The sequence below is a fragment of the Acidicapsa acidisoli genome, assembly GCF_025685625.1.
In the GTDB taxonomy this organism is placed as follows: domain Bacteria; phylum Acidobacteriota; class Terriglobia; order Terriglobales; family Acidobacteriaceae; genus Acidicapsa; species Acidicapsa acidisoli.
The window spans coordinates 140,652-164,694 of sequence record NZ_JAGSYI010000001.1 but is presented as its reverse complement, the minus strand read 5'-3'; the positions used below and the strand labels follow the sequence as shown (position 1 = coordinate 164,694).

Sequence of the window (24,043 nt, the reverse complement as noted above, 5' to 3'; positions counted from 1 at the left end):
CCGACACAATCGAAGGAGACAGTGGATGCTTGATCTTGGCAAAGAACGAACCATTGAATGGACGACGGTGTTCGCCGACCATTCGGACCCCTATACCTACTGGTATCTACCCAATCACGTCTCACTGGACACGTACACCGTCGCCGGGAGCAGCAACCCGAAGCCTGTCTTTCAGATGATCGAGTACACGGGCGGTGAGGGGGAACCTAAAGGTGCCTTCGTAAACTTCCAGGTGCGCCTCGAATTACCCAAACTCGTGGAGGGAAAGATCAAATCGCGCATTGGGGTGGTTTTCTCTGAATGGATCGATCAATGCCGCGACAATAAGAAGCTCCGCAACGGCGAACCGGACTCAAGCAACGTCACGCTTTCCGTTGCTCCTTGGAAGGGAGGAACGGTCGAGTGTGTCAGCTTCGACAAGAGCAGCCTACGGGTCGAACCGGCCGCCGGCGCCTCTGAGAGCGAAAAGCCTGAGACAAAGACCGCGACCTTCAGCTTCACCCAATCGATTCAGGGCTCTGTGACACCTTCTCTCGATGCAAAAAACACCGCGATCTTCGGCCTGCATCTCTCTCGTGCGGGCGCCGAACTCATGCGCGCTACCCTGGAGAACCCGATGGACACGATGCCCATCGGCATCATCTACCAGTTAAAGTACATCGGCATGACACCGTCGTATAAAGCCCACATCACAGCCAATATGAGCCAGGTATACAAGCATCTGAGCCTCAGAGCCGCGGGCCAGAAGAAGCTCATCAAGGTGGGCATTACAGCGGGTCTCGAAGAGTTGAAACGTCAGGACGTGATCAAAATCGATATCGACGATTTTCTCCCGGGAGAGAACAAGGCACTTGAGGCCACCATCATGTCGATCCTCCAGGAGAAGATCATCAATGAATGGATGAAGCCTGTGCTGACCCCCGGAGAACTCAAGGGCATGGTGCAGGACCCGGAGTCACTCGATACGGTAATCGGGCGGGATAAGGCGAGAAAGGAAGATAAAGGAGATGAGAACAAGATCGTCCTGCGCGTTCCACCGCGAGTAGGCGACCCGCCTGACGAGGAAGATAACGAAGAGCACGACGAAGATGACGATCCGCCGCCACCTCCTCCAGACGACGAAATTCCTCCGCCACCGCCCGACGATGACGACGTCCCGCCTCCTCCAGAGGATGACCCGGAAGATCGTGATCCGGACGACCCCGATCCCGAAGATCCTGAACCCGAGGATCCGACGCCTGACAAGACTCCCGATAACTCAACCCCGGAGATCGGAAAGATCGTCGATGGTCTGATTCCCAAAGTCGCTGGTGGCGCGGTGATCTCATTCGAACTGAAGGCCATTCAGCAGACGGAGCTGCGGCAGTTCACCTTCGACCTCAATAAGCGCGAAGCCCAGCAGCGATCATTCTGCCCTCAGCAGTTCCTCACCAATCTGCTGGCCACGGAGATGACCGTCTGGAAGGATCCGGAGAAGAAGACCAACGAGTATTTGCAGCGTGTCGTCTTCGACAGCGCGTTCTTCGATTCTTTCCCTATCAAGGTCTACGGACCGGAAGAAGGCGTCTACCCGGCTGCGGCGATGAAGGCGGCCACGGTCACACTGCGTTATCCGCGCTCTAGCCCGAAAGATACCGAGCAGACGAAGGTGTTTCCTTTTACGAAAGCGGTGGAAGCCTCGGCAATCTGGCAACCTCACCTTGAGGGCCCGACCTTCGGGTACAACGTCGAATACGTCTTTCAGGACAACCTCACCTCCGGATGGCTCAGTAAAGGCGGGAAGACAAGTTACTCCTATAAGTTCGACAATATCTCGGGACGAACGGTCAACGCATCGCTGAATGAACTGCAGTTCATTCAATGCGAGATCGCTCCCGGGCCGGATAACTGGGGAAACGGGTTTAAGACGGCAACTGTCGAGATGCGCTATCCGCCCGGAGGATCGGCTCCCCCAGCCGACTCGGTTCCGCCGAAGACCTTCACCGTAACAGAAGCCAGCACACTCCAGCTCTATCGTCTGCGTGTCGACAGCAAGGATCCCATCTCGTACGAATACCGGGTAACCCACAAGAATGGTCCCCGGTCGCTGGTGAGTCTATGGATGCTCTCGGAGCCCGGCTCTACGCAGTTAATGATCAGCGGGCCTTCGTTGGTCCCGCTGCGTTTCGGTGTCGGCGCGCTCGCTCCCGCGGCCATTCAGGAGTTGCGCCTGACGGTGAACGCCACCGATTATGTCTGGAAGGAGCAGAAGATCCTTCGTGGCGATCCACTGGTCAGGGCTGTCGATGCGGGCGAGGTGGTCTTTGACTTTCCCGTGCCCCCAGGACACGCCGATTTCAAGTGCTCGTGGGAGGCGGAAATCAAGTGGAAGAAGCCCCAACCCTCGATGAAGATAGCCGAACAGAGCGAGGGCTGGACCTTCGATGTGGAAGTTGCGGTGCCAGAGGAACAATCATGACAGATCCGCAAATCGAACTGGCACTGGATGCTATCGAAGTTTTTCCAAAACCCCAGCTTCGCTCGCTCTCCGCACCTGATCCTGGACCCTTCCCTCGATCGTCGCTGAGGTGTCCTGTGTTCCCAGGTGTACCGCCACGCGAGAGGCAGGACCAGAGTGTCCTTGAGGATGCTCAGGATTCGTCAAAGAAGCTGTTTCTTGCCCGATACCGTCTGGCCACCTACAGCGACGAGGCCGGCGTGACCCGCCAGCAGATCCATCTCCGGCGGGCCGCGCAGTACACCATCGTCGCCGAGCTTGTGCCGTATCCCGCCCCGGAGCTTGGGGACTCCGCACGGACGGCAGCGCCGGCGCCGGGTATAGCGACCAGAAGCGTGCTGCAGTTGCAGATTCTGAGCAGAGACAGGTTAGAGAAGCAATTCGATTTTCAACGACTCGAAGACAGCGGTGGCCGGCTTCGGGCGACACTCACAGTCTCTTCCACCGACGAACAGATTGCATTGGACGAACTGATCCGTGACACCGGGGGCATTCGCTTCGAGCTGGCTCTGACGCGAAAACTGGATCTCGCATCCATGGAAAACCCGGGAGAGATCGAGAGGTACAACGCCTTGATCCGGGGGACCCATGGGGAGATAGCCTCGCTCGAAATGCGCCTCTCGCGAAGCGGTTCCAGGCTGGGGCCCGAACGGATGGCCATCATTTACGACGGGGATTCTCCTGCCAACCTCCGGCGTCAGATCGCGGAATGTAGGGGGCGGCTGGATGGGTACTACGCTGCCTTGGCAAGGACGAACCGATGGCTTGTGGCAACCGTAACCTTACCCACACAGGAGCCCATGCGATTCCGGTCCACGGACCTGGCACTCGAGCGTCCCAGGTGGCAAGGCCTGATCTTACAGACGACGAAGGCCGGACGCATCTATTTCCAAAAGGCGAGCCAGTTGAACCAGTTCTACTATCTCCCCGAGTACTTCGATCTGGTCGCCGAGAACGGCTCACCGAAGTTTCTGAAGATCAGGGCTGCACAAGGCTTTGGACGGTTTCAGATCGAATATCAGGCATTTCCGCGAGTGGACAAGCAAGGCCGGTTGCTGAAAGACGCAAGAACGGAGCTCCTGGAGATCGCGGGCGACAGATTTTCCAGCGTAGAATTATTGCCCCTGCAACCGGACTCCATCGGCGATACAAAGGTGACCTATACGCTGCGCCTGCCAGATGAGGATGACCTGCAGTGGCGCGACCGGCAGAGGCCCAACAGCTGTCAGGATCTGCACCATCGGATCACCGATTCCTTCGAGGTTGGGCCACTCGCCTTGAAGCGAATCTATGACGCAATGTTCGGCGGCAGCGCCACGCTCTTTACCGGAAAGATCGAAGTGAAGATGGGCGAGTGGGCGCAGACAGTGGAGTTCCGGGGGCGCGTCGAGGGTGATCGGGAAGCGCTTTGGAATCGTATCTTCGAAGAGGCTGGCGCGGACTTTTCTCAGACGATCGACGTGCGGTCCCCGGCAATCGCGTTTACCGGGGACGTTACCGCGGTCCGTGTCGAGTTCAAACCCGGAAATGAAGTCACGCTGACCCGCGACGCACTCACCGGGAAGGGTAGGGTGGACATGCGAATTAGCGACTTTGTGCTGAACCGGGAGGTCTCGGCCGACTATTCGTATAGGCTCCATGTAGTCAGGCAGTCGGGCACCACCACGCGCGACTGGCAGGTAAGCAAGGAAGACATCCTGAACATCGCGTTGTAGTCAATCTAGGGAGGTTGACCCTTCGGAGCGCGCACAGAGGGCGGAAGGCAGACAGCGACCGGCTCCCAACTGCCCACATTCGGCTCGTTGCAGCCAGGCACACCAACACGCAATTCAATTGCAAAAGAGAAAACGATGTCTGGTGAACCCGAACACAGACTATTAGGGCTGCGAATGCCCGGGACAACATTTGACCCCAGTCAATTCGCGATCTGGTTCTTAAGCCCGCTCATGAATTTCTCATACATTTTCCAGCTTAGGTCATGGGCAATGTGGATTTCGATCGGGAATGCTGATATTCCTGCAAGTGCCTAATTGAGACGACCCATAAACTCATCTTCGGATTTCACCGCCTAGGAAGACCTGTTCAGTCGTTCGACCGCTATTCTTGGGGGATGAGATTATTCTTGACGACTGGGGAAGACGCGTTAGGATGTCCTACCGCATCTTCGATGCTTTTTGCGTGCCCTCGAAATGGCAACCATACGTATAGGAGGATTGCACAGTCATGAAATCATCCATGCAAGCCTCGGCGTCCCGCCGTGAATTCATTAAAAGCACGGGCAAATTTGCAGCGATTTCGGCTTTGGCCAACGTGGCCATTCCCGCTGTCCACGCTATTGGCGGCGACCTGATCCAGGTCGCCCTGATCGGCTGTGGTGGGCGCGGCGGTGGCGCAGCAGCCAATGCACTTTCCGTCAAGCGCGGCCCTATCAAGCTGGTGGCCATGGCCGACATCTTCCCGGATCGCCTCCAGAAAGACCTGACCAAGTTGCAGATGCAGTTTGCCAGCCAGGTGGACGTGCCGCCGGAACGTCAGTTCATCGGCTTCGACGCTTATCAGAAAGCGATGGATTGTTTGAAACCGGGCGACGTCGCGATTTTTGCTACGCCGCCGGCGTTTCGCTGGGTGCATTTCTCTTACGCGATCCAGAAGGGTCTAAATGTTTTCATGGAGAAGCCGCTAACGGCTGACGGGCCCACCAGCAAACGCATGTTCAGCCTGGCGCGCGAGGCCCAGGCCAAGAACCTGAAGGTCGGTGTGGGGTTGATGTCACGTCACAACCGGGCGATGCAAGAACTGGCCAAGCGCGTCCACGATGGCGAGATTGGCGAGATCATTCTGCAGCGGGGTTACCGGATGCACGGGCCGGGCGGTTATTTCAGTTCGCTTCCGAAACCGGCCGGTATCACCGACCTCCTTTACCAAGTGCAGCGCTTCCACAGTTTCATCTGGGCTAGCGGCGGCTGCTTTAACGACTTCTATATCCACTTGATCGATCAGTTAGGGTGGATGAAGAACGAGTGGCCCGTGAAAGCGCAGGCGCTAGGCGGCCGACAGTACCGCTCCAGTCCTGAAGGAATCATGTATGTGGATCAGAATTTCGACACATACTCAGTGGAATACACGTATTCCGACGGCGCCAAGTTCTTTTTCGACGGGCGCACCATCCCCGGATGTGAGCAGATCTATTCTAGCTACCTGCAAGGCACCAAAGGGTCGGGAATCGCCTCGAAGGCAGGCGATTGCGGGCAGCCGTCAAGCCTATATGCAAGCCAGGACTTGACCGCCAACATGTTTTGGGAATCCAAGGTAAAGCCGGAAGAGCAGGACCCTTATCAAAACGAATGGAATGACTTGGTGGACGCCATTCGAGACGATAAGCCCTACAACGAGGTGCAGCGTGGTGTGGAAGTTAGCCTGGTTTCGAGCATGGGCCGCATGGCCGCCCACACCGGCCGGGAAGTGACGTTTGACCAGATGCTCAACTGCGACTTCGAAATGTCGCCGAACACAGACAAGTTCACCATGGATTCTCCAGCGCCACTGGTTGCTGATGCCGACGGCCGATATCCTGTACCGCAACCGGGAATCGTGACCTCACGCGAATATCGAGCTTAGACTTGCCGCTGTGGGGTCTCGCTAGCGGCAGCGGCGTTTGCAGACCATCTGGCGATCCCGGGTTGTGGGCTTGACTCGCCGCCGTGGTTTGCCTGAGGGTTTCCCTTGCCCAAAATTGGGGGATGGACTGCCAAGCGCGGGCGCATATCGGCGACTTGCCGGAACACTGGCACGTTTATGAGGACCTATAGAAAGTTTCGTTATGGACTCCGAACATGGGGGATGGCGGAACAAAGTGGCTTTAGGTGAATCTTTGGATTCGATCGTGTTCTAGGGATTCCGATTAGATCGCAACAGGCGGAGCCTTGCGGCTTGATTCACCAGTTCCGCCAAAGAACCGGCTCCCATCTTCTGCATCATGCTTCCACAATGCGCTTTCACGGTGACCTCGCTTATGCCCAACTCATTAGCGACCTCCTTATTCGCCTTTCCAACGACAACCAAAGCCAACACCTCTCGTTCGCGAAAGGTCAAACGGGTATACCGCGCTCTGAGCGCTCTAAGTTCAGTATCACGGGCGATCAGAGCCGAGCTCCGCGAAATGGCTTTGCTGACGGCGGCCAGAAGTGTGCCGTCACTGAAGGGCTTCGTTAAGAACTCTACTGCCCCAGCATTCATAACCGCTACGGTCATCGGCACGTCGCCGTAACCGGTGAGGAAGATAATAGGCATATCGGGTCGTTCCACCGCTAGTCTCTTCTGCAGATCGAGCCCGTTCAACCCAGGCATCGAGATATCGAGGGTCAAGCAGCTTGGGGCGAATTCGCGTCGGCGGTTGAGGAATTCTTCAGCCGACGCGAAGGTTTCTACTTGCCAGCCTTCGTCCTGAATCAAGAATTGAAGCGATTCTCGGACCGAGATATCGTCATCTACAACGAATACTGTCGGTGAGGTGTTTGGCACGAGTGAAGTTTTCTTTTCAGAGCACAATTCGTTTGTTGCGTTCATTGTTGCCACATGCCACGAGCGTCAGAACATTATTTGGCGCCAACAGCCTTGCTCAATGCCTGCAACAGAGCTGTATCGCTGAAGGGTTTGAACAAACATTCGACTGCTCCATCATCAAGCAATCGCGTTCGTGCGACTTCGTCCTTGCGAGCAGTAATGAAAATAACCGGAATATTCAGGTTGCGGCGACGAAGTTCGCGGAAGAGGCCGGGTCCGGAAATTACTGGCATTGATACGTCGAGGACCAGGCAGCTCGAATGCAACGGAGCATCGGACGCCAGAAATTCTCCTGCCGATGAGAATGGCCACGCGTCAAGTCCCAACTCATTCAACAGTTCCGGCAGCGACTCGCGAACTGATTGGTCATCGTCGACCACCGAAATCAGCAAATGCGCTTTCATCAAGAAACTCTCACGCCACACATGAAGCAGAATTCACGGAGAACGCTGAAAAACATCTCCGAAAGATTAGCGTTGTCTGAGGAAGTCGATGCACTCGGATCTTGCATAATACGATTTTGTCCGAGCCGCACATCAACAACGCGACTGATAGAGTCTCTTCCAGGCGATCAGTTGAAGCAACCATATCACGGCAGATGCGATTCGCAATTACCACTAATACTTTGGTATTGGTATTTCTTTACCGACTCCCCCGACCCTCGATCTTCGGCGCGCGATATAATTTGGCATCGCTTGAATAGGCACGTTCGAGGCGAGTCGGCCCATAGGTTTCCTCTGAATTCCTCTGAGCGCCATATTCCTGATCCGTTGGTCCCGCGTTCTTTCATTGATCGCATTCCAACGCCAGCTTGATCTGGCTTGCCGGGTGGCTCCCTGGATTCATCTACCATTGGCCGCAGGCCTTTTCCGCGTTGCCGCTGAGCGGGAGGATCTAGAGATGGAGCCTAGCAAAAGAGAGTTGATCGAGTCAGTGTTTGCCGGTGACGGCGAGATGGCCACGCGTATGCGCGCGCTCGACTGGTCGACTACGCCGCTCGGCCCCGTGGAACAATGGCCGCAAGCCCTGCGAACGGGCGTGCGAATCGTGTTGGACAGCGCACGCGCATTTGAACAGGAGCGCCAGCAGGAACGCGAAAAACTTCGCGCTAGCGAGCAGAGATTGGCGGAGACCAGCCGCCTTTACCGAGAGCAGCAGCGAGCCGCAACAGAGTTGCAAATCCAAGTCGATCTGCTGCAGCAACTTCCAGTCGCTGCCTGGACGCTTAATCCTGATGGGACGCCCGATTTCGTGAATCGAGTTTGGCTTGAATTCTCCGGTCAAACTCTCGATTTCGTCCGGTCAAATCCTGAGGCCTGGATGAACGCGGTCCACCCTGAAGATCGGGACAGAGTAATCAGGATCTTCTGGGAGGGCGTGAGTTCGGGACGCGGGTTTGTGTTTGAAAACAGGGGTCTGCGTGCTCACGACGGGACCTATCGCTGGCACCTTCAGCAGGCCGTGCCCCTGCACGATGTGCGAGGAAACGTCATCAAATTCGTCGGAACGACCACTGACATCGATGACCAAAAGCGGGTGGAAGAGTCTCTGGCCGCACTCGACCGCGCCAAAACAACGTTTTTCAGCAACGTCAGCCACGAGTTCCGAACGCCGTTGACGCTGATGCTCGGTCCGCTTGAGGAAATTCAGAAGGAAGCAAGGGAGCGGCTGAGTCCCGAAGGTTACGAGCTGCTGGCCACGGTGCGCCGCAACGGCCTCAGATTGCTCAAGCTCGTCAACACGCTTCTGGATTTCTCGCGTATCGAAGCCGGTCGCGCGCAGACGTCCTATCAGCCGACAGACCTGGCAAGTTTCACCGCAGAAATCGCGAGCGCGTTTGACTCGGCGATGAAGAACGCCGGGCTCTGCTTCTCAGTCGAGTGCCTGCCAATCGCCGACCTGGTGTACGTGGATCGCGACATGTGGGAGAAGATTGTTTTGAATCTGATCTCCAATGCTTATAAGTTCACGTTCGAGGGCGATGTTGCTCTCACATTGAAATCCGTGGACAGCGCAGTGGAATTACAGGTCCGCGACACCGGCGTGGGCATACCCGAAGAGCATCGCGAGCACGTGTTCGAGCGGTTCCATCGCATCGAAAGCACCCAGGCCAGGACTTACGAAGGCACAGGGATCGGGCTGGCGCTGGTTGAGGAACTCGTGAGATTGCACAGCGGCACTGTGCGCGTGGAGAGCTCCGTTGGCGTCGGCAGCACATTCACTGTGACGATTCCGAGCGGCACGGGCCATCTGCCGGCGGAGCGCATTCAGGCCGCACAAACACTCGCCTCGACCACGATTCGAGTCCAAGCTTATGTCGAAGAGCTGAATCAGTGGTTGGAAAATGAACCGGGGTTGGCGGTCGATGCGGCAACGTTTCCCAAACAAGCTTCGCTCGCCCCCAGCCTGGAACCCTCACCCTCGGGGAAACGCGAACTGATCGTCTTGGCCGATGACAATGCGGACATGCGCCAATACCTCACACGCCTGCTGAGCGAGCGATATGAGGTGCACGCGGCTGCTGACGGCCTCCAGGCGCTGGAAGCCACTCGGAAATTGCGCCCAGTCCTTGTGCTGGCGGATGTCATGATGCCGCATCTCGATGGGTTTGGCCTGTTGCGGGCGATTCGCGATGATTCAGCCCTCGCCGGCACGCCAGTCGTCCTACTGTCGGCACGGGCAGGCGAAGAGTCGCGCGTGGAAGGACTGGAGGCCGATGCCGACGACTATCTCATCAAGCCATTCGCTGCCCGGGAGCTGCTGGCGCGTGTAGCGGCACACGTCAAAATGGCCAGTCTTCGCCGCGAAACTGCGGAACGCGAAGAACGGATCCGCAGTGAGGCGCAACTCGAACGCGAGAAACTGCGCGCCAGCGAAGAACGGTTGGCCGAGACGAGCCGCCTTTACTGTGAGCTACAGCAGGCCGACGCAGAATTGCAACTACAAGTTGCGCTGCTGCAGCAGCTTCCTGTGTCCGCCTGGACGCTCAAGCCCGATGGGACACCTGATTTCGTGAATCGGGTCTGGCTGGAGTTCGCAGGTCAGACCCTTGACTTCGTCCGGTCGCATCCCGAAGCCTGGATGACCGCGGTCCATCCCGAGGATCGGAAGACGACAGCCAAGGGCTTTTGGGAGGGGGTACGCTCGGGAACAGGATTTGCGTTTGAAACCAGGACTCTCCGCGCTCAGGACGGGACATATCGCTGGCACCTCAATCAAGCTGTGGTCTTGCGCGATGCAGAAGGAAGAGTTTTCAAATTCGTCGGTACGACGACCGACATCGACGACCAGAAGCGGGCGGAAGAGGCTTTGCGCCAGGCGCAGGGCGATCTTGCACGCATCAACCGGGTGACAACCATGGGAGAGCTGGCAGCCTCATTGGCTCATGAAATCAAACAACCAATCACGGGTGCTATCACCAACGTCAGCACATGCCTGCGAAAGCTCGATCGCGATGAACCCAATCTGGATGAGGTGCGCGCGGGCGTTACCAGAATTGGTAGGGATGTGCAACGTACCGCTGAGATTATCGATAGGATCCGCGCGCAATTTGAGAAAGGCGCCGCGAATAAACAGACCCTTGATTTAAACGAGATTATTCCGGAAACTGTTGCCCTTCTGCGCGACGAAGCAGTGCGACACAGCATCCTGGTCCGGACGGAACTGGCAGCCGATCTGCCTCAGATCGTTGGAGATCGTCTGCAATTGCAGCAGGTCATGATGAATCTGATCCTCAATAGCATCGAAGCAATGAAGGACGTCGACGGGATACGTGAGATCATCATCCAATCGCAGCGGGCTGAGAAGGAGCAGATCCTTGTTTCATTTCGTGATACCGGCATAGGGCTTCCGCCGCAAATCGTGGAAAAGATTTTCGACCCGTTCTTTACGACGAAACCTCATGGCACCGGCATGGGGCTTCGCATCAGCCGGTCAATCATTGAGTCGCATGGTGGGCGCTTATGGGCAGTCAGCCTCTTGGGGCGCGGCGCGACTTTTCAGTTCATCCTGCCTGCTGTGATAGAGAACCAGCCATAAATCCAACCGATGTCGTAGAGCGCTCGTGATCGCCAACTTACTCATCGAGAGCCGATCGGAAACGCGAAGTTGGCTTCTGTAGTCATCACCGCGAATCACGGACCGTCCGGCTCGAGTTCAATGGCATCGTTCACAGCATTTTGGAAGCACTGTTTGCAGCCGAGATACCGTTCGGTGGTTTCAATGGAGACGTGTCCGAGAAGAAACTGTATCTGTTCGAGCTCGCCGCCTGCCGTTCTGATTTGGAGGTGGGTGGTAGACCCTCTGCCCGATGAAGGATTCCGTTGCGGTAAGTTATGGACCGTCCCGGCACTGCCGCTACGCGATCCCCAGGCAGCACGATTCCAACCAGGTTCATAGGATCTGCTCCGGCGACGACAACGACCTCTTTCGCTTCCCGATGTCTTGAGGATCGCAGACTATCAACGGCTTCAGGGAGAGCGAACTGTTCTCCTCCGAACCCCGTCACAAAGCGTCCCCCACGCACTACGCCTCTCTCTTCGAGTCTACGTAATATCCCAAGAAGTTCTCGCCATTTCGGAACATTCGATTCGCGGTGAAGGAGGTCGCGGAACACCACTCCATACCGCTTGAGCAGGATCTGAGCCGCCGACTCCAGAGCAGCATCAGTACGCCGAGCCCGTTCGATGGCAGTTGGAGGTGTCTGGACCTCGGCCGTGAAAAGGGACCAGCGTCCTGCTGTGCTCCTCACATACCGCTTTGGCGCAGATGTCGTTGCGGATTTGCGGGCAGGGTCAATCATCGACCTGAGCTGGTCGAAACCATCCGCTGCCGCTAGGCCGGCGGTTGCCAATTCCCACAGCGCGTGATGGGTCTGCTGGCGTGTCAGGTTCAACAGTCGCTGAATGTCGTCCGCGAAACACGCGCCTCGCTGCCTCAGGAGGTCCCTCACGCTCAGGGCCTCCGTGCTAAGCGCTAGTCGAAGCTTCTTCTCATCAACACATTGCTCTGCTAGCGCGTAGGGGAGCCACTGAGCCGAATCTCGAACAAAGAATGTGATCGGTGCAGCGTTGGTAGGGATTACCCGCCGGGGTACAGACTCGTCGCCAGCAGACCATGCGGGATGCGGTGACACCCGGCCCCAACCTACCGCGCCGGAGAGGCAGAGCTGATCCAGCCAGCGGGGATTATAGTTGGCGACCCTCGCGGGAAGGATCGTCCGTTCCCACTCAATGGCCGGAGCCTCAAATCCTTCAAGTTGCGAGAGTACTTCGAACAGGCCCTCTTCTCCAGTGAGCTGGGTTTGAGGTGCGAGGTGTTGCCATCCCAGCACCCATCGCATGTAGACAGCAGGCGTGACCGCTTCAACCTGCTTTCGAAGAATGCTCAAGGTCAGACGGTGAATGCGTTGAAGAATGCGCCGTTCACACCACTCGATTTCATGATCTTTGGCAGTCGCGGATTTTTCGAAGCTTCCACGTATGAGCAGCCCCTGAATCTCCATTCCAAGGAAGGTCTGATAGACCGAAGCTGGGCTGAGCAAAAGACGCCCTGCGAAATCGTTGGCCGTCACCGGCCCCATAAGCTGAAGCCATCCCTGCGCACATTTCTTCAGAGCTTCCTCTGTGTCGAAAGGCTTGATCGTGATTGTCGACGATGGCCAAAGAGCCTCTGCGAGGGGAAGCTGTTCTGTCGCAACCCAGCAGGGCACGCCAGTGCAAACGAGAGTTTGAGCGCGACCAGTGCGCGTGAGCTCTTCGTACAACCGGGGCCAGCTCCGTGTAGGATTCGTATTCAGCAGAGATACCGGAAAGGCGACAAGACTCATTAGCAGGTCGTGCAACTCGTGCTCATCACGAAGGTCCGGCCAGCACTCGCTTCGTACCGTATCGATAGCACGTGGATCAAGTCTTCCTGCCTCCTGAAGCATACTGGCCGGGATAGTGCCCCGCAACGAAACCGCTCTGGCGCGGCGTTCTTCCAGACCCGCTTCATCCAGGAATGCGTAGGGATTTGCATTTAACAACTCGTGTGCGAACTGCGACGGCACGGGAGTATCCACGGCAAGGCATCGGATGCTTCCGTCCTGTATGCCACGAAGCACCCCAATCAGGCCTTCGAGGTCCATTGCTTCCTGGAGGACGTCTTGCATCACCTCCCGAACCAGTGGATGGCCCGGTATCTGAATATCCCCGACAATGGTTTCAAAGCAGGCTGCCGCCTGAGGAAACACACTTGCCATGAGGTCGTCAGAGCGTGTGCGCTGTACCTGCGGGGCTATCCGCTTTCCCTTGGAAGTTCGAAGTAGTTGCAGACTTCGGCCTGCCGCCCATCGCCACCTTGTCTTGAAGATGGGCGAGGCTATTGACGCCTGTTCCAGCAGACCTTTCACAGTCTGTTCGGTCAGGAATTGGAACACGTCAGACAAGGGGAAGCTGTGCTGCTCGGCGAGCGAGATGTTGATTCCGTTGTCCGTAGCCGCAGCCTGGAGTTCGAAGTTGAATCCACGGCAGAAACGCTTGCGTAGTGCGAGCCCCCAGGCCTTGTTGATACGGCCACCGAACGGGGCGTGCAGGATGAGTTGCATGCCGCCGCCCTCATCAAAGAACCGTTCCGCGATGATCGTAGTCTTCGACGGAACCGCACCAAGCACGGCGCGCCCTGCCACGATGTAAGCGATCAATTGCTGTGCGCCGGAGGGGCACACTCCGCATTCCTCCATCACCCACCCCACGGCCTCGGCAATCTCCGGCTGTGCCGCGGAGATGTAACCCGGTGCGACATTCGATGTCTTTCCAGAGATCGCCTCGCGTAGTTCACTGACGCCGTCACATAACACGCCCGTTCGCTGGGGAGCTTCTCCAGTCCAGAACGGCACACTTGGGGGAGCGCCATTCGCGTCTTCAACTAAGACTCGCCCTGCCGCTTCGATTCGCTGAACCCGCCAACTGGTGTTGCCCAAGAGAATGACGTCTCCCGGCGATGAGTCCACAGCAAAGTGCTCGTCAAGCGTCGCGATCTGCACACCTTCCGGTTGCAGGATAACGCTGAACAGCGCCGTATCCGGGATGGCCCCACCATTCGAGATCGAGATCATCCGCGCCCCGCGTCGTGGGTGAAGCTGACCCTGGACGCGATCGTGCATGAGGTAAGCCCCATACCGGCCTCGGCTCGACTCAATGCCGTTGCTCAGAATGGCTATCAGCTCATCGAACTGCACCCTGGTCAGGTCGCGATAGGAATAGGCACGGCGGAATGTGTTGTAGAGGCAATCGACATCCCACGACTCCGCACCGCAAGCCGCCACGATCTGTTGCATCAGAACGTCGGCAGGCTGCGGAGGAATTTCAAGCAGGTCAAGTTCACCGGCACGCATCTTGCGAATCAATGCCGCCTGCTCCAGCAAGTCGTCCCTGGTCGTGGCGAACAGCCGGCCCTTGGGCACAGCGCCTCGCCAGTGTCCCGCCCGACCGACGCGCTGCATGGCAACGGCGACGGCGCGGGTGCTGGCAATCTGGCAAACGAGATCAATGTCGCCGATATCGATGCCGAGCTCGAGCGAGGCGGTCGCGACAAGAATCTTGATCTCGCCGCGCTTCAGGCGTTGCTCGGCGTCAAGTCGCAGAGTCCGGGACAGGGAGCCGTGGTGGGCGGCAACGTGTTCTATCCCAAGCCGCTCGGAAAGGGCGAAGGAAATTTTCTCCACCAACCTGCGGGTGTTCACGAACACCAGGGTTGATCGATGATTCTGAGCATGGGCCGCCAGCTTGTCGAATATCTCTTCCCACATTACGTTCGAAGTGACCGAGCTCAACTCGTCACTGGGCACCTCGATCGCGATGTCGAGCTCACGCCGCTGCCCGACCTGGATGATTGTGGCGGCCCTGCGGGAAGGATCGACCCCGGTCAGGAAGCGGGCAACCAGGTTAATGGGATTTTGAGTAGCTGACAGACCTATCCGTTGGGGCGGAGTAATGAGTCCAGTGAGGTATCGCGCGGCCGCCGCTTTGTTCTCTCGACACACCAGGGCTTCCAGCCGTTCCAGGGAGAGAGATAAATGTGCCCCGCGCTTATCGTCCGCCATCGCATGAATCTCATCGACGATGACCGTGTTGACGCTCCTAAGGTGTTCGCGGCTCTTTCCTGCGGTGAGCAGGATGTAGAGAGATTCCGGCGTCGTGACCAGGATGTGCGGCGGGTTCCTTAGCATCGCCGATCTTTCTTTGGTAAGTGTGTCGCCTGTCCGCACCCCGGTGCGAATCCCCATTGACAGGTAGCCTCGTTCGAGCGCTAACTGCTGAATCTCGGCCAGCGGACCGTCGAGGTTCTTTTGCACATCATTGGACAGCGCCTTGAGCGGAGAGACATAGGCGACCTGAGTTGCTGGAGCGAGGGAACCCTCAATGGACTGGCGTAAGAGCCTGTCGATGCATACGAGAAACGCTGCGAGCGTTTTACCCGAGCCTGTCGGTGCCGAAATGAGCGTGGGTTCCCCGGCGAGGATACTCGGCCATCCCTGAACCTGGGGCTCGGTCGGCGTACCGAATTTGCGGACGAACCACTCAGCTGTGACTGGGTGTGCCCACGCGAGTTCTGGAGGAATCTGCATGACGAATTCTAGCCTGTTCGCCTTTTATTTGCCTAGATGGTTTCATCCGAGTTTCTTCCACCATTGACATATGGGGCGCAAAGCCAGGTTCCGGACCATCCGGAAGGCCCTGAGATAATCGCTCGCGGGATCAAAGCGCCATCCGAAGAGATCGAGTGACATCTGGGTAGCTTGATTCCGGCCTGGGGAACTACTGGTAACCCGCGATCTCTCGAATTTACTGTAAGGCGACGTGCCGTTTGCGGTCATTGCCGCCCAGGTTTGGGAAACATAGCTCACGGATGGCAACTGACTTTGACAGATACAATTCGAAGCATCTGCAATAAAACATAGGAGAAGCAGCGTAATGAGTGAGCCAAAGAGTCCCCTGGAAATCAGCCGTCGTTCTTTTCTTAAGTCCACAGGCTTTGCCGCCGCCGCGGCCATGGCGCCTGTTGCGACGCAACTGAAAGCCCAGACGCCCACGGTTACGCAGCACGCATCGATGAAGGATGAGCAGGCGGCGAGTCCCGTCACACTCGTCAGCATTCTGCAAGGAACCGATTCTACGCCTTATTTCTCGCGCGGAAACACGCTGCCCATTGCAGCGCGACCCTTCGGGATGGCGCACTGGACGCTGCAGACAACGCCGAACACGCCGTGGATGTTTCAGCCCGGGCAACGGCGGATCCAAGGCTTTCGCTCCACTCATCAGCTGAGTCCGTGGCTCGGGGACTACGGGCAGGCCACGTTCCTGCCGATATGCGGCACTCCGAACCTGGACTACGGCGAACGGGCCACCTCTTATCGCCCGGAGGATTCACGCCTCTCTCCGCACACGATCGCGATGAAACTCTTGCGTTACGGCATCGAGGCCGAGCTGGTTCCGACCGAACGCGGTGCACTGATCCATGCCAGTTACACCAAGGACCAGATACCAGGCTTCGTCTTCGATGTCCCGGGCGACAAGACTCCCATGCCAGAGCCGGACGCTGCGCAGCGCACAATTCGCTTCCGCTCCACGGCCAACTCCGGCGGCGTACCAAACGACTTTGCCTGCTATTACGTTTTGCAATTCTCCGAGCGATGGACAGCCCTCGAGCACAAAGATCTGACGATGCATCGCTCAACCCATCTCAGCTTTGCAGAGAGCGTCCGCTCCCTGGACGTCCGTATTGCAACTTCCTTCATTTCCTTTGAGCAGGCTGATCGCAACCTTCAACTCGAACTCGGCGCGAAGCCCATAGCCACTTTGCGCACCGAGGCAGAACAGGTATGGAACAAGCACCTGAAGTGCATTGAGATCGAGGGTGCATCGGAGCTGCAACAGCGCACCTTCTACTCCTGCCTCTATCGCACCTTGTTGTTCCCTCGCATATGGCATGAGCCGGATGCGAGCGGTGCAATGCAACATCGCAGTCCCTACAACGGCAAGGTCGTGCCAGGCGTGATGTATGCCGATCACGGTTACTGGGACGTTTATCGCGCCTGGTATCCCATGATGACCATTCTCTTCCCCGATCGCCTTGCAGAGATTCTGCAGGCGTGGGTCAATGCTTACCAGGAGGGCGGATGGCTTCCACAGTTTCCATGCCCGGGCTATCGCGCATGCATGACAGGCAGCCTCATCGATTCGCTCTTCGGCGAGGCAGCCGCCAAAGGCATCAAGGGCTTCGATATGGCCGCAGCCTATGCCGGGCTCAGGAAGCACGCAACCCAGCCCGGCAATCCCGACGCTGGCTATGGGCGCCGCGGTATCGATGACTATCTGAAATTCAACTATGACCCCGCCGACAAAGTCGAACAGGCCGCCGCCGAGACAGTCGACGCTGCCTATGGCGACTTCTGTATTGCTCAGGTCGCGAAAGCTCTGGGCAATACCGACGACTACGCCATGTTCATGAAGCGCTCTGAAAACTGGCGCAACATCTTCGATCCTAAGGCGGGTTTCTTTCGCGGCAAAAACTCGGATGGAAGCTTCCTCGAACCCTTCAGCCCCATTCGCTGGGGCGACCCCTATGTCGAGGGTGCTGCCTATCAGCATCGCTTCGACGCACCCCACGCCATGCAGGCGCTGATCGAAGCCATGGGTGGCAAAGAGAAAGTCGTCGCCGAGCTCGAGAAGATGCTCACGATCTTCCCCGACTTCGAAACCGGGTCCTACGGCAGCGAAATCCACGAGATGTCAGAGATGGCGGCCATCAATTTTGGCCAGTATGCACACAGCAACCAGCCCTCACATCACATCCTGTATGTCTTCACTGTTGCAGGGCGGCAGGACCGTACAGCTCACTGGACCAAGCGCGTGATGGACGAACTCTACACCCCGGACCTCTTTGCGGGGGATGAAGACACCGGCTCCATGGCCGCCTGGTACATCCTCAGTTCGCTCGGCTTCTACCCACTCTGCCCCGGCAAGCCGGAGTACATCCTCGGAGCGCCACTCTTCGCCCGAGCCACAGTGCACCTGCCCAACACCAAAACCCTCATCGTAGAAAATGCATACAAAAGCGGCAGCACTGTCCATACCTCACTCGACGGCAAACCGTTGCTCGGCGGCGTGATTCAACACGACGAGATAAAAGCGGGCGGAAAGCTACGTTTTGTATAAGACCGCCGCTGCGGCATCGTTTAAGTCGGATTGTGTCCGGCGATCCTTCTGGGAATTATCCTGGATTGACGGTAGCAGGGCGAAGCCCGTTTCCACGATCGGCACCGTCTGATGTGGCCTTCGGAGAAAATGAGGGGGTCCTCCCGGAGCATGCTGCGTTTTTCGGGGCTAATCCCTAAAGATCGGCTCAGACCGCGCTCAATGAGGGCACAAACGATTATGGGCTCATCGAGAAGGGTGCAGAGAATTGATAAAGCCGAGCCCAGTTCCCAGTCTTGATCTTGTGCCAACGTGACCCGCAGTCTTGCTCCGACCAGTTGATAGCACGGCGAGACATTCTACAATTGCCACGAGTCCACGGAAGGCGAATAGATCATGTCCGGCTAATCGATTCTCTGAACCAGAAATGAGAGTCAGATTGCGCAGAGGTCGAACTATCGCGAAAGATGCAAGTTGATTCACACTTGAACAAGTACACTCAACAGGTGAACATCCGTACTCGTCTCAGATTTTGCGGGGACACGTTGTTAGGCTAACCATCCGAGAAAGGAATGAGGGAAAGAGAATGGCGATAGAAGTCCTTCTTCCTCCGATTATCAAAATTGGCGGCGGAGCAATTGCTGAAGCGTCGAGCGTCTTGAAGCACCTCGGCGTCAAGCACCCTCTGATCGTCACCGACCCCGTACTTGTGCGTATGGGGCTGGCCGGGTCGTTGCGCCAGCAAATCGAGAAAGCAGGCATCGCTTGTGGCGTTTTCTCGGAAACCGTACCGGATCCTACGACCGACGCGGTAATAGCAGGCTTGCAAGCTTTTGTTCAAGGCAAACATGACGGGCTGGTGAGCTTAGGAGGCGGAAGCCCTATCGATTCGGCGAAGGCGATCGGCATCCTGGCGAGCAATGGCGGTCGAGCGAGCGATTACAAAGTGCCTAACAAGATTCCGCATGTGAGCCCGCTGCACCTTGCAATTCCCACCACTGCCGGAACAGGGTCCGAGGTGTCGCGCTTCACCGTCATCACCGATTCAGAAACCGACGAGAAGATGCTCATCGCGGGTGCGTCACTAGTACCAAATGCGGCGATCGTTGACTTTGAATTGACGCTGAGCATGCCCGGGAGGCTCACGGCGGATACAGGCACCGATTCACTGACTCACGCAATCGAGGCTTACGTAAGCCGCAAAGCAAACGCGTTCGCCGATGCTTTTGCAATGGCGGCTATGAAAACCATTTGGGCGGAGTTGCTGACTGTGTTTCACGAACCTGGCAATCGTCGCGCACGCGAGTCGATGATGTTGGCTGCGACTCAGGCCGGGATGGCATTCTCGAATGCAAGCGTGGCCTTGGTCCATGGTATGAGCCGGCCGATTGGAGCGCATTTCCACGTGCCGCATGGGCTTTCAAACGCAATGCTATTACCGGCCGTTACCGCATTTTCAGTGCAGGCTGCGGAAGGCCGCTACGCGGAATGTGCTCGAATCATAGGAGTAGCGTCTCAGTTAGATTCTGACGCCCATGCAGGCGGGAAACTCGTCGATGCACTGTTCGCGCGGAATCAGGATCTCGGGGTGCCTTCACCGAAACAATTTGGCATTCCCGAACAGAGATACTTCTCACTGATTCCAACAATGGCGGAACAAGCCCTGGCCTCAGGTTCACCACAGAATAATCCTCGCATTCCAACGAAAACGGAAATCGAAGAGATTTATCGGCAGATTTGGAATTGACGATTACCTCGAATACGGCGTTTTTGTTACCGAGAGACTTATTGCCAAGAACGGCGTGGCGTCTTGCTACCATCTTCAGATGGATCTATCCAATGGATACGAATCAGTCTCTGAAGAATTTCTTGCGCGTCGTGGCAATGGTAGGAACCGCTCTGATGCGATCGGTGCGAAGGAAGTACGGAAGTGGGCGAAAACACTGCCGCGGGGCAGCAGCGTTATTGACCTGGGTTGTGGGCCCGGCTTTCCCATCACGGTGGTTCTGATCGAAGAAGGACTTCAAGTCTTTGGGGTCGATGCAGCACCATCGTTTGTTGCGGCATTCAAACGCAACCTACCGGGCACACCCATCGTTTGCGAATCCGTCCTAGAGTCGAGCTTTTTTGATCGAACCTTCGATGGCGTGTTGTCAATTGGGCTGATGTTCCTTCTCAGAGCTGAAGAGCAGCGCCGCCTGATCCGGCGATTCGCGGATCTCCTGGTGCCGGGTGGCCGTTTGTTATTCACCGCAACCGCCAAACCTCATGCTTGGGCTGACGCAATGACGGGCCTCGAATCAATTTCCCTGGGGGCCGACGAATACCGGAAGCTACTCGGAGCCGCAGGCATATCGGTCACAGAGGAATACGAGGATGTTGGGGGAAACCACTATTTCGATGCCTTCAAGGAAAAATACATAAGATAATCACTCTCCTGAAGTCGACTTCTATTGACCGACCAGTTCGCCGGACTCAATCTTGACCTTTCCCGCTTCACAAGAGTCTTGATAGATCTTAGCGGTGCACATCTATTTCAATGGCACATTGATTCTTGGTTTCGTGGGCGCACGCGTGCTGCTTGCACCCGTACAATTCGGTATGCGCCGCTCTTGCCGTCGCATGCACGCCAAATTTGCATTTCCTGAGCGTTACGGCCGCATGCATGCCCGTCTGCATCGTTCGTAGCCTGTAGAGGACTTACTCTCGATGCCTACTCAGCCCAGCCGGCGCACCTTTCTCAAACTCACTGCTGCAGCCACCTCTCTCACTGCCGCTGATCTCGCCTACGCGATTCCGGCCAGCGATTCAATCGCTCTCATCACCGATAAAAGCGCTCTTCTCTCAGTCGAATCTGTGCATTGGGCGCTTGCCGAGCTCCACCGCGCCTGCGCGGAAAAAGGCCTGACTCTTTCCACACCTTCAGGCAAACTAGCCATTGTCGTCGCTCCGTCATCGAGCTCGCTTGCAGCAGGCTTCGGAAGACTGCCTGCAATCACGCAGCCGGAGACCGCGGCTCTGCTTCCGGGCAGCTATCGCAATGTCCCGGCCATTCTTGTCACCGGCATCGATGCGCGTGGTCTCGTCTATGGGCTTCTCGAGCTCGCCGACCGCATACAGCTCGGTGATGATCCCTTAGAGGTTCTCCATCTCACCACACCGATCGTTGAAACCACGCCAAACAAAGTGCGCAGCGTCGCCCGCGCTTTTATCTCTGAGGTCGAAGACAAGTCGTGGTTCTATGATCGCGCCTTCTGGACCCACTATCTCGACACGCTAGCCTACGCACGCTTCAATCGCTTCAACTTTGCTCTCGGCTTCGGCTACGACTTTCCTCGCGGCGTCACCGGCGACTACTTTCATTTCCCCTATCCCTATCTCGTCGAGCTGCCTGCATACTCCCACGTCGCCATCGAGCCGCCGATCGCGCACGGCGAGCGTCAACGCAATCTCGAAACGCTGCAGTTCATTGCTGCAGAAACAGATCGCCGCGGCCTCGAATTCCAGCTCGGCATCTGGACCCACGCTTATGAGTGGACTGACAGTCCGCACGCCGATCACCGCATCACCGGCCTCACACCAGAGACGCACGCAGCCTATTGCCGTGACGCGCTGTCCGCGCTGCTCAAAGCATGCCCACAGATCACGGGCCTCACCCTGCGTATTCACGGCGAAAGCGGCATCCCTGAGGGTAGCTATCCCTTCTGGCAGACGCTCTTTGAAGCCATTGCCATAGCCGGCCGCACCATCGAGATCGATATGCATGCAAAGGGTCTCAATCAGACCATGATCGACATGGCCCACAAGACCGGCATGCCCGTAAAAGCCGGCGCCAAATTCTGGGCAGAACACCTGGGCCTCGGCTACCACCAGGCCGACATTCGCGCAGCCGAATACCCGCGCCAAGGCGTCACAGGGACCTTCGCCGTCTCGAGTGGTGCGCGCAACTTCACCCGCTACGGATACGGCGACTTCTATGGCCAGCGTGACGACATCACGCTTCTGTATCGAGTCTGGCCCGGCACGCAGCACCATCTTCTCTGGGCAGATCCGGCTCTTGCCTCGGGCTATGGCAGCGCCGCTCACTTCTGCGGAGCTGCAGGCATGGAGCTCTGCGAGCCACTTACCTTCAAAGGCCGCGAAGGATCAGGCCACCCTGGCGGGCGCAATGCCTATGCGGATGCGGCCCTCGCCGCCTCCCATCCAGATACGGATAAGTTCGCTATCACCTACCGCGTCTGGGGCCGTGCTCTTTACAACCCTGAAAGCGGGTCGGATGTCCATCAGCGCTGGTTCCGCCATCAATTTGGTCCATCCGGTCCAGAATTGCAATCTGCTCTTGCGCACTCAAGCCGCATTCTGCCCCTCATCACCACAGCATGGCTGCCTTCAGCCTCCAATCACAGCTTCTGGCCTGAGCTATACTCGCCCATCTCGATCCTTCCAACTACCGGCGAGCCACTCTACGCGGATTCACCCGCTCCCCATAATGTCAGCGCCATCAGCCCACTCGATCCGCAGCTCTTTTCCACGATCGATCAGCACGCGGCTGATCTGCTCGCCGGCACAGCAAACGCCCGATACAGCCCCAGCGAAGTCATCGCCTGGCTTGAGGTGATGGCAGAGACTTCTACACAGGCTCTTAGCGCAGCCCGCACCGCAGACAATCGTCGCTCTACGTCTGCAGCCTTCCGTCAGGCTGAAGAAGACATTCTCATCCTTAACGGCCTCGGTCTCTACTACGCCAACCTCTTCCGCGCCGCACTCAGCTATTCCATCCACGCACGCACCGGTGACCCGCAGGCATCGGAAGCTTCTCTCAATGCCTATCGCAAAGCGCACGACAGTTGGGCTGCCATGGCTCAGCGTGCTTCCAGAGTTTATGCGTTAGACATCAGCTACGGCGAGCCCAGATTCCGTCGCGGCCATTGGATCGATCGCCTTCCAGTTATCGAGCAGGATCTTACTGCCCTTGAGCAGCACTTCGCTGCCAAGTCAGAACAGACTGGTTCCGCTTCCACCGCTCTCGCGCATCTGGCCGGTACCCCTGCGCGCCCATCGGTCGCAGTTGAGCACATGCCTCCGGCTCCCTTCCAACCTGGCGTAGATCTGGCGCTTTCCGTCTCAGTACCTGAATCGGTGACGAGCGCTGTCCTCTGGTATCGCCACGTCAACCATGGCGAACGCTGGCTTTCGATACCCATGAAGAGAACCGGCAACACCTGCAGCGTCGCCATCCCCAGCAGCTACACTGGCTCTCCCTATCCACTGCAGTATTACTTCGAGCTTCGGACCGCGGAAACAGCCACGTTGCATCCAGTACTCAATGCCAACCTCAGTAACCAGCCCTATTTCGCACTGATGCCTGTAACTGTCTGAAAGCATCGGCGGCCAAGGCCTTCTTCAAGAAGGCAATCAGGCATGAGGGGCAGCCGCATCTTACGATCACCCTCGATGGCTATGTGGCTTCGCATCGCGCCGTTCGCGAAATGCGTACAGACAGTCTGTTGCCCAAGGGCACGAAGCTACGCTCTTCAAAGTATCTGAACAACTTGATCGAGCAAGATCACCGTGGGGTCAAGTTCAGGACTCAACCTATGCTTGGCTTCACGAACTTTGAATCTGCCGTTATCACGATCGCTGGCGTGGAGCTACTCCGTCGCATTCACAAAGATCAATTCGCTCGAAATCGGCTGAAAATTAAAGGCCAAGCTGTGCTTGCGATCTGGAATGCCGTGCTCGCCGCATAAAACACAACATCACTTTATCCTCGACATTCGGCTGTAGCAGTTATTTGCACCAGAGC

Annotated in this window: 12 protein-coding genes; 9 read left to right on the top strand and 3 right to left on the bottom strand. The window is 57.2% G+C overall.

The window, feature by feature from the left end; translation table 11 throughout:
• Nucleotides 1-25: 25 nt before the first annotated feature.
• The 3 genes from OHL23_RS00640 (at nucleotide 26) to OHL23_RS00630 (ending at nucleotide 6,115) form a co-directional block, all read left to right on the top strand.
• On the top strand, nucleotides 26-2,458 hold the full coding sequence (locus OHL23_RS00640) for a hypothetical protein (RefSeq protein WP_263349809.1): 2,433 nt from the start codon (nucleotides 26-28) through the stop codon (nucleotides 2,456-2,458).
• On the top strand, nucleotides 2,455-4,212 hold the full coding sequence (locus OHL23_RS00635; RefSeq protein WP_263349808.1) for a hypothetical protein: 1,758 nt from the start codon (nucleotides 2,455-2,457) through the stop codon (nucleotides 4,210-4,212). The genes OHL23_RS00640 and OHL23_RS00635 overlap by 4 nt, the downstream gene beginning before the upstream one ends.
• A 508-nt stretch (nucleotides 4,213-4,720) precedes the next feature.
• Nucleotides 4,721-6,115, top strand: coding sequence for a Gfo/Idh/MocA family protein (locus OHL23_RS00630; RefSeq protein ID WP_263349807.1), 1,395 nt, complete (start codon nucleotides 4,721-4,723; stop codon nucleotides 6,113-6,115).
• 270 nt (nucleotides 6,116-6,385) lie between these two features.
• Here OHL23_RS00630 and OHL23_RS00625 read toward each other — a convergent pair whose 3' ends face one another.
• Both OHL23_RS00625 and OHL23_RS00620 read right to left on the bottom strand, forming a co-directional pair.
• Nucleotides 6,386-7,018, bottom strand: coding sequence for a response regulator transcription factor (locus OHL23_RS00625; RefSeq protein WP_263349806.1), 633 nt, complete (start codon nucleotides 7,016-7,018; stop codon nucleotides 6,386-6,388).
• Nucleotides 7,019-7,092: 74 nt separating this feature from the next.
• Nucleotides 7,093-7,464, bottom strand: coding sequence for a response regulator (locus OHL23_RS00620; RefSeq protein ID WP_263349805.1), 372 nt, complete (start codon nucleotides 7,462-7,464; stop codon nucleotides 7,093-7,095).
• A gap of 496 nt (nucleotides 7,465-7,960) precedes the next feature.
• On the opposite strand from OHL23_RS00620, the gene OHL23_RS00615 reads away from it, so the two are divergent.
• Nucleotides 7,961-11,098: an ATP-binding protein gene (locus OHL23_RS00615; RefSeq protein WP_263349804.1), complete on the top strand. Its 3,138-nt coding sequence runs from the start codon at nucleotides 7,961-7,963 to the stop codon at nucleotides 11,096-11,098.
• A gap of 130 nt (nucleotides 11,099-11,228) precedes the next feature.
• On the opposite strand, the gene OHL23_RS00610 is transcribed toward OHL23_RS00615, so the two are convergent.
• Nucleotides 11,229-15,668, bottom strand: a complete 4,440-nt coding sequence (locus OHL23_RS00610; RefSeq protein WP_263349803.1) for a DEAD/DEAH box helicase — start codon at nucleotides 15,666-15,668, stop codon at nucleotides 11,229-11,231.
• 346 nt (nucleotides 15,669-16,014) lie between these two features.
• Here OHL23_RS00610 and OHL23_RS00605 point away from each other — a divergent pair, with 346 nt between their 5' ends.
• From OHL23_RS00605 to OHL23_RS00585, 5 genes are all read left to right on the top strand, one after another.
• Nucleotides 16,015-18,258 carry a GH92 family glycosyl hydrolase gene (locus OHL23_RS00605; protein ID WP_263349802.1) on the top strand — a complete coding sequence of 748 codons (2,244 nt, stop codon included), beginning with the start codon at nucleotides 16,015-16,017 and terminating at the stop codon, nucleotides 18,256-18,258.
• A gap of 565 nt (nucleotides 18,259-18,823) precedes the next feature.
• Nucleotides 18,824-19,984 (top strand): iron-containing alcohol dehydrogenase, encoded by a 1,161-nt coding sequence (locus OHL23_RS00600; RefSeq protein WP_263349800.1) that lies wholly within the window; start codon nucleotides 18,824-18,826, stop codon nucleotides 19,982-19,984.
• Between the two features lie 79 nt (nucleotides 19,985-20,063).
• Nucleotides 20,064-20,666 (top strand): class I SAM-dependent methyltransferase, encoded by a 603-nt coding sequence (locus OHL23_RS00595; protein ID WP_263349799.1) that lies wholly within the window; start codon nucleotides 20,064-20,066, stop codon nucleotides 20,664-20,666.
• Nucleotides 20,667-20,946: 280 nt separating this feature from the next.
• Nucleotides 20,947-23,616, top strand: coding sequence for a hypothetical protein (locus tag OHL23_RS00590; protein ID WP_263349798.1), 2,670 nt, complete (start codon nucleotides 20,947-20,949; stop codon nucleotides 23,614-23,616).
• On the top strand, nucleotides 23,613-23,987 hold the full coding sequence (locus OHL23_RS00585; protein WP_263351688.1) for a DDE-type integrase/transposase/recombinase: 375 nt from the start codon (nucleotides 23,613-23,615) through the stop codon (nucleotides 23,985-23,987). The genes OHL23_RS00590 and OHL23_RS00585 overlap by 4 nt, the downstream gene beginning before the upstream one ends.
• The last annotated feature ends 56 nt before the right edge of the window (nucleotides 23,988-24,043 follow it).

Coding starts and splice junctions, on each gene's coding strand:
- OHL23_RS00640 (WP_263349809.1), top strand. CDS start 26: ATGCTTGATCTTGGCAAAGAACGAACCATTGAATGGACGACGGTGTTC.
- OHL23_RS00635 (WP_263349808.1), top strand. CDS start 2,455: ATGACAGATCCGCAAATCGAACTGGCACTGGATGCTATCGAAGTTTTT.
- OHL23_RS00630 (WP_263349807.1), top strand. CDS start 4,721: ATGAAATCATCCATGCAAGCCTCGGCGTCCCGCCGTGAATTCATTAAA.
- OHL23_RS00620 (WP_263349805.1), bottom strand. CDS start 7,464: ATGAAAGCGCATTTGCTGATTTCGGTGGTCGACGATGACCAATCAGTT.
- OHL23_RS00615 (WP_263349804.1), top strand. CDS start 7,961: ATGGAGCCTAGCAAAAGAGAGTTGATCGAGTCAGTGTTTGCCGGTGAC.
- OHL23_RS00610 (WP_263349803.1), bottom strand. CDS start 15,668: ATGCAGATTCCTCCAGAACTCGCGTGGGCACACCCAGTCACAGCTGAG.
- OHL23_RS00605 (WP_263349802.1), top strand. CDS start 16,015: ATGAGTGAGCCAAAGAGTCCCCTGGAAATCAGCCGTCGTTCTTTTCTT.
- OHL23_RS00600 (WP_263349800.1), top strand. CDS start 18,824: ATGGCGATAGAAGTCCTTCTTCCTCCGATTATCAAAATTGGCGGCGGA.
- OHL23_RS00595 (WP_263349799.1), top strand. CDS start 20,064: ATGGATCTATCCAATGGATACGAATCAGTCTCTGAAGAATTTCTTGCG.
- OHL23_RS00590 (WP_263349798.1), top strand. CDS start 20,947: ATGCCTACTCAGCCCAGCCGGCGCACCTTTCTCAAACTCACTGCTGCA.